The 12,841-nt window shown below is 63.9% G+C and carries 15 protein-coding genes; 2 read left to right on the top strand and 13 right to left on the bottom strand.

Features of this window, described 5'->3' with window-relative positions; genetic code table 11:
• From D0Y60_RS14875 to D0Y60_RS14850, 6 genes are all read right to left on the bottom strand, one after another.
• Positions 1 to 484: aldehyde dehydrogenase family protein (locus D0Y60_RS14875; RefSeq protein WP_117370728.1), on the bottom strand; the 484-nt coding region annotated here is incomplete at its 3' end.
• 10 nt (positions 485 to 494) lie between these two features.
• Positions 495 to 1,475: a 3,4-dihydroxyphenylacetate 2,3-dioxygenase gene (gene hpaD, locus D0Y60_RS14870; protein WP_117370727.1), complete on the bottom strand. Its 981-nt coding sequence runs from the start codon at positions 1,473 to 1,475 to the stop codon at positions 495 to 497.
• 117 nt (positions 1,476 to 1,592) lie between these two features.
• Positions 1,593 to 3,110 (bottom strand): 5-carboxymethyl-2-hydroxymuconate semialdehyde dehydrogenase, encoded by a 1,518-nt coding sequence (gene hpaE, locus D0Y60_RS14865; RefSeq protein ID WP_117370726.1) that lies wholly within the window; start codon positions 3,108 to 3,110, stop codon positions 1,593 to 1,595.
• A gap of 11 nt (positions 3,111 to 3,121) precedes the next feature.
• Positions 3,122 to 3,508 (bottom strand): 5-carboxymethyl-2-hydroxymuconate Delta-isomerase, encoded by a 387-nt coding sequence (locus tag D0Y60_RS14860; RefSeq protein ID WP_117370725.1) that lies wholly within the window; start codon positions 3,506 to 3,508, stop codon positions 3,122 to 3,124.
• A 74-nt stretch (positions 3,509 to 3,582) separates the two neighbouring features.
• On the bottom strand, positions 3,583 to 4,095 hold the full coding sequence (locus D0Y60_RS14855) for a flavin reductase (protein ID WP_117370724.1): 513 nt from the start codon (positions 4,093 to 4,095) through the stop codon (positions 3,583 to 3,585).
• A 10-nt stretch (positions 4,096 to 4,105) separates the two neighbouring features.
• Positions 4,106 to 5,665, bottom strand: a complete 1,560-nt coding sequence (locus D0Y60_RS14850) for a 4-hydroxyphenylacetate 3-hydroxylase N-terminal domain-containing protein (protein WP_117370723.1) — start codon at positions 5,663 to 5,665, stop codon at positions 4,106 to 4,108.
• A gap of 94 nt (positions 5,666 to 5,759) precedes the next feature.
• Here D0Y60_RS14850 and D0Y60_RS14845 point away from each other — a divergent pair, with 94 nt between their 5' ends.
• On the top strand, positions 5,760 to 6,641 hold the full coding sequence (locus tag D0Y60_RS14845) for a helix-turn-helix domain-containing protein (RefSeq protein ID WP_117370722.1): 882 nt from the start codon (positions 5,760 to 5,762) through the stop codon (positions 6,639 to 6,641).
• Here D0Y60_RS14845 and D0Y60_RS14840 read toward each other — a convergent pair whose 3' ends face one another.
• Together D0Y60_RS14840 and D0Y60_RS14835 are read right to left on the bottom strand one after the other, a co-directional pair.
• Complete coding sequence (locus D0Y60_RS14840) at positions 6,642 to 6,926, bottom strand: DUF2218 domain-containing protein (protein ID WP_117370721.1); 285 nt, start codon at positions 6,924 to 6,926, stop codon at positions 6,642 to 6,644.
• Positions 6,926 to 7,486: a PadR family transcriptional regulator gene (locus tag D0Y60_RS14835; protein WP_199564194.1), complete on the bottom strand. Its 561-nt coding sequence runs from the start codon at positions 7,484 to 7,486 to the stop codon at positions 6,926 to 6,928. The genes D0Y60_RS14840 and D0Y60_RS14835 overlap by 1 nt, the downstream gene beginning before the upstream one ends.
• A 144-nt stretch (positions 7,487 to 7,630) precedes the next feature.
• Here D0Y60_RS14835 and D0Y60_RS14830 point away from each other — a divergent pair, with 144 nt between their 5' ends.
• A complete protein-coding gene (locus D0Y60_RS14830; protein ID WP_117370719.1) occupies positions 7,631 to 8,464 on the top strand; it encodes an amidohydrolase in 834 nt (277 codons plus the stop codon).
• On the opposite strand, the gene D0Y60_RS14825 is transcribed toward D0Y60_RS14830, so the two are convergent.
• From D0Y60_RS14825 to thiC, 5 genes are read right to left on the bottom strand one after another with little or no spacing between them, the layout of a single operon-like run.
• A complete protein-coding gene (locus D0Y60_RS14825; protein ID WP_117370718.1) occupies positions 8,465 to 9,070 on the bottom strand; it encodes a thiamine phosphate synthase in 606 nt (201 codons plus the stop codon).
• Complete coding sequence (locus tag D0Y60_RS14820; protein WP_117370717.1) at positions 9,067 to 9,840, bottom strand: thiazole synthase; 774 nt, start codon at positions 9,838 to 9,840, stop codon at positions 9,067 to 9,069. Before D0Y60_RS14820 ends, D0Y60_RS14825 begins: the two co-directional genes overlap by 4 nt.
• Position 9,841: 1 nt before the next feature.
• A complete protein-coding gene (gene thiS, locus D0Y60_RS14815) occupies positions 9,842 to 10,039 on the bottom strand; it encodes a sulfur carrier protein ThiS (RefSeq protein ID WP_117370716.1) in 198 nt (65 codons plus the stop codon).
• Complete coding sequence (gene thiO / locus D0Y60_RS14810; protein ID WP_199564193.1) at positions 10,036 to 11,016, bottom strand: glycine oxidase ThiO; 981 nt, start codon at positions 11,014 to 11,016, stop codon at positions 10,036 to 10,038. Before thiO ends, thiS begins: the two co-directional genes overlap by 4 nt.
• Before the next feature lie 2 nt (positions 11,017 to 11,018).
• Entirely contained in the window at positions 11,019 to 12,830 is a 1,812-nt protein-coding gene (gene thiC / locus D0Y60_RS14805) for a phosphomethylpyrimidine synthase ThiC (RefSeq protein ID WP_117370714.1), read from the bottom strand.
• Positions 12,831 to 12,841: the final 11 nt, after the last annotated feature.

Raw genomic sequence — 12,841 nt, 5'->3', positions numbered from 1 at the left:
TCATGGCGTTCGGGAAGTTCCACGGCGTGATCGCCGCCACGACACCGATCGGCTGCTTCATCACGAGGATGCGCTTGTCCTTCTGGTGACCGGGCACGATGTCGCCATAGAGGCGACGGGCCTCTTCTGCGAACCATTCGACGAAGCTTGCGCCATAGACGATCTCGCCGGTGGCTTCCGCCAGTGGCTTGCCCTGTTCCATGGTGAGGATACGGCCGAGATCGTCCTTGTTGTCGATCATCAGCTCGAACCACTTGCGCAGGATGCCCGAGCGTTCCTTGGCAGTCCTCGCCGCCCAGCCCTTCTGGGCTGCTGCGGCCGCGTCGATGGCTTCCTTCGTCTCGGCCGCACCGAGTTTCGGCACGTAACCGACGAGTTCACCCGTCGCCGGGTTCTTCACCGCGATGCCGCTACCATCCGCTTCGATCCAGCGCGTGCCAACCAACGCCGCCTGCCGCAAAAGGCTCGGATCTTTCAAGGTCATGGTCATTTCCTTATGGCGCAATGATCGGCTGGGACTTCAGCTTGGCGTCCTCCGGCTCGACGCCCTGGAACAGGCTGCCGTGCTCGAACCAGGATTTCGGCGCCGGCGCACCCCAGAGGGTCTGGCGCTGCGGGTCCTTGAGGTCCCACTTGATCGGCTCGAGATCCGGATCGACGGTCTGGTAGTCCGAGCAGTAGATCTCGATGCGGTGACCATCCGGATCGAGGATGTACAGGAAGAAGGCGTTGGAAATGCCGTGGCGGCCGGGGCCGCGCTCGATGTTGGAAACCCAGCCGGTCGTCGCCATCAGGTCGAGCAGGTCGATGATGTTGAGAGGCGTCGGCACCCAGAAGGCGGTGTGATGCAGGCGCGGGCCGCGGCCGTTGGTGAAGGCGATGTCGTGCACGCCGCCCTTGCGGTGCGTCCAGGCGGCCCAGAGGCGGCCGGTTTCGGCATCCTCGGTATATTCGGTCACGCGGAAACCGAGCTCGTTGTAGAAGGCAACGGAAGCGTCGACATCGGGCGAGAAGCAGTTGAAGTGATCGATGCGCAGCGGCTTCACGCCGCGATAGAGCGCATATTTCTGGTGGATCGGCGGCAGGCGGTCCATCTTGGTGTAGAATTCCAGCGGAATGCCCATGGGATCGCGGGTGCGGAAGGTGCGGCCCTGATAGGGGCGCTCGACCCATTCCACCGGCAGGTCATTGCCCTTGAAGAAATGCACGGCCTTGTCGAGATCGTCCTCGTCGAAGACCTTGAAGCCGAGGTCGCGGGCCTCGGGTTTGTCGGATTTCTTGAGCACGATGCAATGGTGGCCGCGCTCTTCCATGGCGCGCAGATAGATCGTGTCGGCGGTCTCGTCCGTCACCTGCAGGCCGAGCGTGTCGACATAGAAGGCACGCGACTTGGCGAGGTCGGTGACGCCGAATTCGACATGGCTGAGGCGCACGATGTTGAAGGGCGGGTAGAGATTGGGCTGCGGTACGGGCATGTTGTCCTCCTCAAGCCCGCCTCGTGACACGAGGACGGGCGCAGTCTTGTGGAATAAGCGGGATCAGCCGCCAAGTTTCTGGCCAGCGGCCTAACCGCCGAGTTTCGGGCCGGCGGCTTAACCGCCGAGTTTCGGGATGGCGTGGGCGCGGGTGGCGAAGGCGATGTTCTTCGTTTCCATGTAGAAATCGAAGGACCAGTCGCCGCCATCGCGGCCGATGCCGGAATTCTTGACGCCGCCGAAGGGTGCGGGCAGGTGGCGGACGTTTTCCGAGTTCACCCAGATCATGCCGGCATCGAGATGATCGGTGAAGCGGAAGGCGCGGGTGACGTCAGATGTCCAGAGATAGCCGGTGAGGCCGTACTGGACGTCGTTGGCAAGTGCCAGCGCTTCCGCCTCGTCCTTGAACGGAATGGCCGTCAGCACGGGGCCGAAGATTTCTTCCTGGGCGATGCGCATCTGGTTGTTGGCGCCGGTGAAGAGCGTCGGCGAGACATAGCAGCCGCCGCCAGGACCCGCGAATTTCTCGCCACCGGCTGCAACCGTCGCACCCTCGGACTTGCCGATCCCGATATATTCGAGAACCTTCTTCTCGTGCACCGGATGGATCAGCGGGCCGACGACGGTTTCCGGGTCGAGCGGATGGCCGACCTTGATACGCTTGGCCTTTTCCGCGACCAGAGCGGTGAACGTGTCATAGATGCTCTCTTCCACCAGGAGACGGGAGGAGGAGGTGCAGCGTTCGCCGTTCAGCGAATAGATCATGAAAACGGCGGCATCCGCAGCACGCTCCAGATCCGCATCGGCGAAGACCACGACGGGGTTCTTGCCGCCGAGTTCGAAATGCACGCGCTTCAGGCTATCGGCGCCCTGCTTCATGATCATCGAGCCGGTGCGGCTTTCGCCGACAAAGCCGATGGCCTTGATGAGGGGATGCTCGGTCAGTGCCTTGCCAGCATCCTCGCCGAAACCGTTGACGAGGTTCCACACGCCCTTCGGCAGGCCGGCGTTTTCGGCGATCTCGACGAGCAGGCGCGCCGTCAGCGGCGAGAATTCGGCCGGCTTATGCACGATGGTGCAGCCAGCGGCGAGCGCCGGTGCGATCTTCCACGTGGAGAGCATGAAGGGCGTGTTCCACGGTGTGATGATGCCGACCGGGCCGATCGGCACGCGGGTCGTCATGTTGACCTGGTTTTCCGTGCGCAGCGTCTTGCCATCGCGGGCTTCCGGCGCGCGGTCGGCGAAGAAGCGGAAGTTCTCCGCGCCACGCAGGGCGGCCTTGGCCATGAAGCGCAGCGACTGTCCGGTGTCCATGCATTCGACGAAGGCGATTTCTTCGGCGCGCGCGACGATGGCGTCGGCGACCTTGTGCAGGAGCTTTTTGCGTGTGTCGCCCGGCATTGCCGACCATTCCGTGAAGGCGGCCTTGGCGGCCCTGGCGGCACGGTCGATATCGGCCGCCGTGCCGCGCGCCACCGCCGCCAGCGGCTTCAGATCGATGGGAGAGATGCTTTCGAAGGTCGCGCCGTCGCCGCCGGCCACATCCTCGCCGGCGATGCGGTTCAGCACGCCCTGTTCCTTGAAGCGGGCAAGATAGGTTTCCGCCTTCGCGATGTTTTCCTGAAGTTTCGACATGGGGTTTCCTGTTATTTGCCGCGCAGGCGCGGATGAATGGCGTTCTTCTTCCAGCTCAGCTCCGCGTCGATCTCGCGGATTTCGAGCGAGAGCGCGAAATGCGGCGTCTCAAAAAGAGGGGCGAGCAGCCGGCCGGCGGTGGAAAACAGCGCCTCGCCGGTGCGCTTCTTCTCTTCCGCGCTGCGGCCTTTGCCGATGCGCAGGTTGAGGTCGATGAAGGCGTTTTCGGCCAAGCGGTCGGCGATGGCATAGTGATCGGCCTTGAGGGCGCGCACGCGCACGGCGCCAACTTCGAAGAGACCGGTTTCCAGCAGCGTTTCGAGAAGCGCTCCGCAGAGCGCGTCAAGGTCGGTGCGGCCTTCTAGGTTGGCCGAATATTCGACGGTGAGATGCGGCATTCTTCCTCCCCACATGCAGTCTTTTATTTAACATGTTAAATAGAGGGGCGCTTGTCAAGAGGATTGTATCGTCATCAGCCGCCGAAGCTGCCGGCCTGCGTGGGAACATGCACATAGTTGCGGTCGAAATAGATGAGCGCATGGCCGTCGCGCCGGCAGCGGATGTCTACGACCTCGCCGATGAGGATATTGTGCGTGCCGACGAGGCGCGCCTCCGTAAGCCGGCAGTCGAAGGAGACGATCGCGTCAGTCAATGCCTGGTTGCCGGAGGGAAGGTCCGTCCAGGTCGCATCCGCATAACGCGCCTCCATGTCCGCCTGCTGCCCGGCGAAGGAGGCGGCCAGCGCCTTGTGCTCCTGGGTGAGCACGTTGACGCAGAAGCGGCGGTTCTCGATGAACAAGCCGGTTTGCGCCGAGCGGCTGTTCATGCAGACGAGCAACGTCGGCGGCTCGTCCGTCACCGAGCACATGGCGGTGGCGGTGAAGCCGCCACGACCGGCGGCTCCCTTGGTGGTGATAACGTTGACGGGGGCGCAGACCCGGGCCATCGCATTGCGGAATTCGGTCTTGGAGACATTGATGTCCATGACACGGCCCTCATTCGGCAGCGTTGGGCAGGGCGTCATTGCCGAGCGGCGGCAGCCAGGTGTCGCCCGTCCAGCCGCTCTCGTCATAGTCGGCCATGCACTGGTCGACGAGGGCTTCCATCTCCCGGAGACGTCCGCCGCGTTCGGCGCCTTTCAGTACCTGCAGGCGAACCTCTTCCGGCGCGCCGGCATAGTTCAGCTCGTAGAGTGCGTGGCGGCCGCCGAATTCCGTGCCGGTCGCATCCCAGAGCAGCTTCATGATCTTGATGCGCTCGACATGACCCATATTGTCGGAGCCGCGGACATATTGCGCGAGATAGCGGTCGATATCCGGATTGGCGAAATCCTTGGCCGAGGAGGGCAGGTAGATGAGGCCCGAAGCCACCGTGCGGCGCACGATGTCGATGACCTTCGGATAGGCCTCCGACATGAAGGTGCGGTAGCAGAGTGCGGCTTCAAGGTTCGGCAGCACGGCGCCGTTCGCCCAGGGGATCGGGTTATAGGCCATGGCGTTGGAGAAGGCCCAGAACTGGTGGCGGATCGCGATGACCTCGCCGAGCATCGCCTGGTTGCCGCGGAAGGCATCGCCGCCGGTGGCGCGCAGCGCCTTGGCAAGCAGGCCGGCCAAAAAGTCCATCTTCACCGCCAGGCGCGTGCAGCCCTGGAAACAATAGCCGTGCATGAAGCCCGACGCCGGGTGGAAGGACAGGATTTTTGCCGCATCGCGCAGCACCAGCACGTCTTCCCAGGGCACGAAGACATTGTCGAGCACGAGGATGGCGTCGTTCTCGTCAAAGCGTGAGGACAATGGATAATCGAAAGGATGGGCCGCCGTGTTGGCGGTCTGCTCGTAGGAGACGCGGCAGAACATCTTCACGCCCGGAGCATTCATCGGCAGGATGAACATGACCGAGAGCGATGGGTCTTCGGTGACGGTCGCCGAGCTCTGGGCGAGGAAGTTGTAGTGCGTCAATGCCGAGGAGGTGGCGACGACCTTGGCGCCGGAGACATAGATGCCGGCATCCGTCTCCTTGGTGATGTGCACGAAGACGTCCTTCACCGCGTCCGCCGGCTTGTGGCGGTCGATGGGCGGGTTGACGATGGCGTGGTTCATGAACAGCACGCTTTCCTGCGCGCGCTTGTGCCAGGAAAGGGCGTTGTCCTTGAAGGGGCCGTACCAGTCGGCGTTCGCGCCGAGCGTGTTCATCAGCGCGGCCTTGTAGTCGGCCGTGCGGCCCATCCAGCCGTAGGACATGCGCGCCCAATCGGCGATCGCGCCCTGCTGGGCGACAAGATCGGCCGAGGAATGGGCGACGCGGAAATATTTGTGCGTGTAGCCACCGGAGCCGGTATCGGTCGGCGAGGTCAGCCGTTCCTGACGCTTCGGGTCATGCAGCGCATCATACATGCGGGCGATGGAGCGGGCGGAATTGCGCATGGAAGGGTGGGTGGTGACGTCGGCGACGCGCTCGCCGTTGATATAGACCTCGCGCCCGTCCCGAAGGCTTGCGAGATATTCGGCGCCGGTGAACGGTCGGGTCTTTTCGCTGCGATGATCTTCAGCGCGCATGGGGTATCCTCCTCAAAAATCCTGACAAATGCTAGGTCGGGAACAGCGGATGCGCCATGGACAAAGCGGGCAATTCGCTGGTACTTTTTCCGGCATGACCGCGAGCCGCGATATTCCAGCCTTTTTCGTTTATGGTGAACCGAGCCGCGCGCTCGATGTCGGCTTCCTGCACGTCGAGACGGTAATGGAGCGCAGGAGCCTGCATTTCGGACGGGTGGCGCCGCACAAGCATCCGCTGATGGGGCAGATCACCTATTGGTTCAAGGGTGCGGGCCGCTATCGGATCGAAGACCGGACTTGGAATTTTTCCGCTCCGGCGATCAGCTTCGTGCCGAGCAACGTGGTGCATGGTTTCGAGGTGGACGAACAATCCGATGCCATTGTCGTGTCGATCTCCGACGATCTCCTGCGGGCCATGGCTTCGCAGGTGGATCTGTCGCTCGCAGCACCCGTGCTGCTCTCCGGCGAAGCCGACGCGCCGGGATTCTCGCGCATCGGCACACTGCTTTCCATGGTGATGGACGAGTATCGCGGTGGGGCGGCGGCGAGCGAACGGGTCATGGCGGGACTGATTGGCGTCGTGCTGTCGCTTATGGCGCGGCTTGGCGGCAACGCCGGCTTTGCGGCGCCGGAACCTGTTGTCGCGCTGGGGCTGGAGCTGCGCCGTGCCATCGACCGGCATTATCGCGAGGACTGGCCGGTCGGGCGTTATGTCGAGACCCTGGCGACGACGCCGCACCTGCTCGACAAGGCGGCGCGCACGGTGTTCGGCCAGACGGTGAAGGACATGGTGCTGGAGCGGCGCCTGCTGGAGGCCAAGCGGCTGCTGCGCTTCACCATACGCCCCATGGAAGATATCGGCCGGGAGATCGGTTTCGAGGATCCGGCCTATTTTTCGCGCTTCTTCCGCAGGCGCACGGGCTCGTCGCCCACGGATTGGCGCCGGCAGAACTCGGAAGCCGCCGGCGCCATCTGATCAGGCATCGTGCCAGGTCGGCGACAGCTCCTCGCGGAAGGCGAAACGCACGAGGTGGCGGATCACCACGTCCTTCAGCTGCTCCATATCCTCGGCATTGGGCGCCGTGAGGTCGATGCGCAATGCGCCGTCCTCCGTCTTCAGCCGGCATTCGCCGATGGAGAAGGTGATCGAGCCGGCCTGTTCATCGAAGGTGACGGCGAGCTTGTGGGCAAAATGCTTGCAGAGCTGCTGCAGGTATTTGCTGGCATGCTCGGTCGGGATGGCGGTCGTGCTTTTGGTCATCAGCTTTTCTCCACGGTCTGGGCGGCAAGGTCGAGAGCGGCGGCGATGGCTTCGGCCGAGGCCGCATCGAGATCGCCGCGTCGCAACCGCAGCCGCAAGGCGAGTTTCAGGTTTTCCATGGCGCGAACCACGGGGGCGGGCACGCCCTCGCGGCCGCCGGGGCCTCCGCCGCCGGCCCGTGCCATCAATTCGTCGATGGCGGCCCGGTTGGCGGCCAGGAAGGCCTTGCCCTCCGGCGTAATGCTGTAGCGCTTGCGCCCGCCTTCGGCCGGCTCGATGGCGGCGTAACCCATGTCGTCGAGCCAGGCGAGCGTCGGGTAGATGACGCCGGGGCTCGGGCTGTAGCTGCCGCCGAAGCGCTCCTCGACGGTCTTGATCAGCTCATAGCCGTGACTCGGCGCATCCGAAATGATGGCGAGCAGCAAGAGGCGCAGTTCGCCATAGTCGAAGAGGCGCCCGCCATGACGGCCGCCCCGGCCTGGACCATGGTGCCGGCCGCGATGGAAGGGACCCGAACGGTCGTCGGGCGGTGAAAAGTGGCGGTGAGGGCCGCATCCCATTCTGTGTCTCATGGTTCCGATATAATTTCGATATATCGGAAATCAAGATATATCGAGATTTATGTCTTCTTCGACTTTTCAAGAATTCGTATTTGAATGGACCATTCTTCTGTGGCAGTCTCCGGGTCCTTGAGGAGGTCCTGAATGATCGTCGATACCCATCTGCATCTCATCTACCGCGACCGGCTCTCCTATCCCTGGCTTTCCAGCGTGCCGCCGCTCGATGCGGATTTCACGCAGGATCTCTATGCGCGCGAGGCGCGGCGGCTCGGCATCGTCGCGGCGCTGCATATGGAAGTCGACGTCGCCGAAAGCGATATTCCGCGTGAAACGGACATAGTGAGGGAACTTGCCGGCGCGGAGAGCAGTCTGCTTGTCGGCGCTATCGTCTCCTGCCGGCCGGAATCGCCGGATTTCCCCGCCTATCTCGAAACGGTTCTGGCCAATCCCTTCGTGCGCGGTTTCCGCCGCGTGCTGCATGTCGTGCCTGACGATCTGTCCGAGGGCGCGCTGTTTCGCGAAAACATCAAGCGTCTGGCCGGCACCGGCCTGAACTTCGATCTCTGCGTCCTGCCGCACCAGATCGACAGGGCGATCGCGCTGGCCGATCTTGCACCGGATGTCTCCTTCGTTCTCGACCATTGCGGCGTGCCCGACATCAAGGGCGGCGGCTTTGATGCCTGGAAGGGACCGGTCGCGGCGATCGCACGCCGACCGAATATGACCGTGAAACTCTCGGGCATCCCGGCCTATGGTTCGGAACATTGGACGCTGGAGGACCTGAAACCCTATTTCGCCCATGTCGCTGATAGCTTCGGCTTCGACCGCATGGTCTGGGGCAGCGACTGGCCGGTCTGCACGCTGGGCGGCGGGCTGTCCACCTGGATCGGCGCGACGCAGGCGCTCCTCTCCGGTGTCAGCCTGGAGGAGAAGCGCCGCGTGTTTTCCGAAAACGCCCGGCGGCTGTGGAAGCTCTGATCAGCGCCAGCGCGCGGTGCGCGCGATCCATTCGCGCGTGCGCGCCTCCGGGTTGGCATTCAGCGTGATATCCGTGACCACGGCCGCACTGTCGGCGCCGTTTTCGAAAACGACTTGCAGGCGATCCGGGTTTAGGCCGCCGATGGCAACGAGCGGGATCGGCGCGATCCGCTCCTTCCAGTCCCGAAGCTTTTCCGCCCCCTGCGGCGCCCATTTCATCTTTTTGAGGATCGTCGGCCAGACCGGGCCGAGCGCGATATAATCGGGTCTTGCCGCAAGCGCCGTGTCGAGCTCGCCCTCGTCATGGGTGGAGAGGCCGAGTTTGAGCCCGGCAGCGCGGATGGCGGCAATATCGGCCTCCGCAAGGTCCTCCTGACCGAGATGCACGAAATCGCAGGCCTCTTCGATGGCGATCTGCCAATAATCATTGATGATGAGCTGGCATCCGTGTGCAGCGCAGGTGGCCTTGGCGCGACGGATTTCGTCGCGCAGGCGGTGCTCCGGCACGTGCTTCATGCGCAGTTGCACGAGCTTGACGCCGACGGGCACAAGGCGGTCGATCCAGTCGGCGCTGTCGACGATGAGATAGAAGGGGTCGAGCTTCACGAGAAGACTGCCTTTCCGATGACGGGTGTGGAAGGAACGGCCATGTCGCGCGGTTCCAGCGGCACGGCCTTGTGCGCCAGCCGGCCGGCGGCGATGGCCAACGCAAAAGCCTCGGCCATGGCGGCGGGATCGCCGGCACCGGCAACGGCGGTGTTGAGCAGCACGGCATCATAGCCGCGCTCCATGACCTCGGCGGCATGCGAGGGCCGGCCGATGCCGGCATCGACGATCAGCGGCACGTCGGGGAAATGCGCGCGAAAACTCTTGAGTGCCGTTGGATTGACCGGCCCCATGGCCGAGCCGATCGGCGCGCACCACGGCATCAGCACGCGGCAACCCGCTTCGAGCAGCCTTTCCGCCACGACGAGATCGTCCGTCGTATAGGGGAAGACCTTGAAGCCCTCGCCGGTCAGGATGCGGGCCGCCTCGACGAGGCCGAAGACATCGGGCTGGAGCGTATCGTGATGGCCGATGACTTCGAGCTTGATCCAGTCGGTACGGAAGACGTCGCGCGCCATCTTCGCGGTCAGCACCGCTTCCTTCACGCTGTGGCAGCCGGCGGTGTTGGGCAGCACGCGCACGCCGAGATCGCGGATCAGCTCGAAGAAGGCTCCGCCCGATTTGCCGCCGGATGTCTCGCGGCGCAGCGAGACCGTGACGATCTCCGTTTTCGAGCGCCGCACCGCCTCCGCAAGGATGGAAGGGGAGGGATAGCGGGCCGTGCCGAGCAGCAGGCGCGATTGCACGTCGATATCGTAGACTTTCAGCATATCAGCCCCCCTGCATGGGCGAGAGGATTTCGATGCGGTCAAACGCGCCGAGCGGGAAGGCCGCGCGGTCCTCCCGGTGCACCAGTTCGCCATTGACCGCGGTCGCCAGCCATTCGCCCTCGTAGTCGAGGGCGAGCAGCAGGTCGGCAAGCGTTTCGGCGGCAACGTCCTGTTCCTCGCCGTTGATGATGAGGGTCATGAGGCCATCCTTTCCGGCTGGGCATGTCCGGCCAGAAGTCGGCGCGCGACTTCGCCCGCCATGGCGGGCGCGAGCAGGAAGCCGTGGCGATAGAGGCCGTTCACATGCAGGGTGTCGCCTTCTTCCGTCACCTGCGGAAGGTTGTCGGGATAGGCGGGGCGGATGCCGGCACCTGTATCGACCAGCCGCGCCTCGCCGAAGGCGGGATGCAGGGCGTATGCGGCGTTCAGCAGTTCCATCAACGAGCGGGCGGTGATGGGGCCGGCATCGTCGCTTTCGATCATCGTCGCGCCGACCATGAAGTGATTGCGCTCGCGCGGCACGATGTAGATCGGGTGGCGCGGATGCAGCAGGCGGACGGGACGGGAAAGGCTGATGTCGCTGGTTTCTAGCCGCAGCATCTCGCCGCGCACGCCCCGCAGATTAGGCACGTGCCCGATCCGCGCGGCCCCCGTGCAATCGACGACCCGGTCATGGTGGGCCGCGCCGTCACCGGGACCGAAGAGGAAGCGCATGCGTGCCTCCTCCAGCCCCGCCGTCAGCGCGGAGAGCGCCTTGCGCGGATCGAGATGCGCCTCCTGCCGGAAGAACAGCGCCTTGCGGAAGCGGCCAGCGAGATTCGGCTCAAGCGCGGCGATGGCCTGCTCATCCAGCCATTCCCAGCCGCTGGTACGCCTTGCAAAACGGTCCAGTTCTCCGGCATCGCGGCCGCCCGCCACGACCAGTGTGCCGCGCCGCTGCACATGGCCGGGAAGCGCTGCCTCCCACCAGTCGGCAGCGAGGCGGCCGAGCGTCAGCACGGGCTCCTCGGCACTTTCCCGCTCGCACCAGGGGGCGAGCATGCCGCCAGCAAATCCGGAGGCGCCCTGGCCGACCTTTTCGGCCCGTTCGTGGATGGTGACGTCGAAGCCGTGGCGATAGAGCTGCCACGCGACCGTCAGGCCGGCGACGCCGGCACCTTTGACGAGGATGCGCATGGTCATTCTCCCGCAAGTGGCATGTAGAGATCGCCACCCTCGCGGAACTTCTGGGCCATGGCCTCCAGCCCCTCCTTCTGCGCTTCTGAGCGGATGTCGTGCGAGATGCGCATCGAGCAGAATTTCGGGCCGCACATGGAGCAGAAATGCGCCACCTTGTGCGCCTCCTTCGGCAGCGTCTCGTCGTGGAAAGAGCGGGCGGTGTCCGGGTCGAGCGAGAGGTTGAACTGATCTTCCCAGCGGAACTCGAAACGGGCGCGCGACAGCGCGTCGTCGCGGATTTTTGCCGCGGGGTGCCCCTTGGCGAGATCGGCGGCGTGGGCGGCGATCTTGTAGGTGATGACGCCGACTTTGACGTCGTTGCGGTCGGGCAGACCGAGATGCTCCTTCGGCGTGACGTAGCAGAGCATCGCCGTGCCGAACCAGCCGATCATCGCTGCCCCGATGCCCGAAGTGATGTGGTCGTACCCCGGCGCGATGTCCGTCGTCAGCGGTCCCAACGTGTAGAACGGAGCTTCGCCGCAGGTCTTCAGCTGCTTGTCCATGTTCTCCTTGATCTTGTGCATCGGCACATGGCCGGGGCCTTCGATCATGACCTGGCAGTCTTTTTTCCAGGCAATCTGCGTGAGTTCGCCCAGAGTCTCCAGTTCGGCGAACTGTGCTGCGTCATTGGCGTCGGCAATCGAGCCGGGGCGCAGGCCATCGCCGAGCGAGAAGGAGACGTCATAGGCGCGGCAGATGTCGCAGATTTCCTCGAAGTGTTCGTAAAGGAAGCTTTCCTTGTGGTGATGGAGACACCACTTGGCCATAATCGAGCCGCCGCGCGAGACGATGCCGGTGACGCGGTTGACGGTGAGCGGGATGTAATGCAGCCGCACGCCGGCATGGATGGTGAAATAATCGACGCCCTGTTCGGCCTGCTCGATCAGCGTATCGCGAAAGACCTCCCAGGTCAGGTCCTCGGCGATGCCGTTGAACTTTTCCAGCGCCTGGTAGAGCGGCACGGTGCCGATTGGGACCGGCGAATTGCGGATGATCCATTCGCGGATGTTGTGAATGTTGCGGCCGGTCGAGAGGTCCATGACCGTATCGCCGCCCCAGCGGATTGCCCAGACCATCTTCTCGACTTCTTCCGCCATGGAGGAGGTGACGGCGGAATTGCCGATATTGGCGTTGATCTTCACCAGGAAATTGCGGCCGATGATCATCGGTTCGGCTTCCGGATGGTTTATATTGGCGGGGATGATCGCCCGGCCGCTCGCGACCTCCTGACGGACGAAGTCCGGCGTGACGAAATCGGGGATATTTGCGCCAAAACTCTCGCCGTCACGAGCAAGTGCCTCCTTCGCGGCCTTGCGGCCGAGGTTTTCTCGGATAGCGATGAACTCCATTTCCGGTGTGATGATACCGGCGCGGGCATAGGCGAGCTGCGTTACCGCCTTGCCGTCCTTCGCCCGGCGGGGATGGTTGCGAACCGGAAACTCCGGTGTCAGCCGCTCGCCGGTGGCAAAGCCGTTGTCCTCGGGACGGACATGGCGGCCCTCGTACCCCTCGGTGTCACCACGGGCGATAACCCAGCTTTCGCGCAGTCTTGGCAGGCCGGCATCGATGGCGACGACGTGGTTGGGGTCGGTATAGGGACCGGAGGCGTCGTAGACGATGACGGGCGGCTCGCCCGAGGTCGGGTGCAGTGAAATCTCGCGCATCGGCACGTGGATGTCGGGATGCTGGTCGCCGGCAATGTGGATCTTGCGGGACGCGGGAAGGGCACCGGTTGTGACGGTCGGGGTAAGCTTTTGAGCGGCAATATTCATCGTGAGGCTCC

The sequence above is a fragment of the Shinella sp. WSJ-2 genome, assembly GCF_003432075.1.
Classification (GTDB): Bacteria; Pseudomonadota; Alphaproteobacteria; order Rhizobiales; family Rhizobiaceae; genus Shinella.
This window is presented reverse-complemented; position numbering and strand designations above follow the sequence as displayed.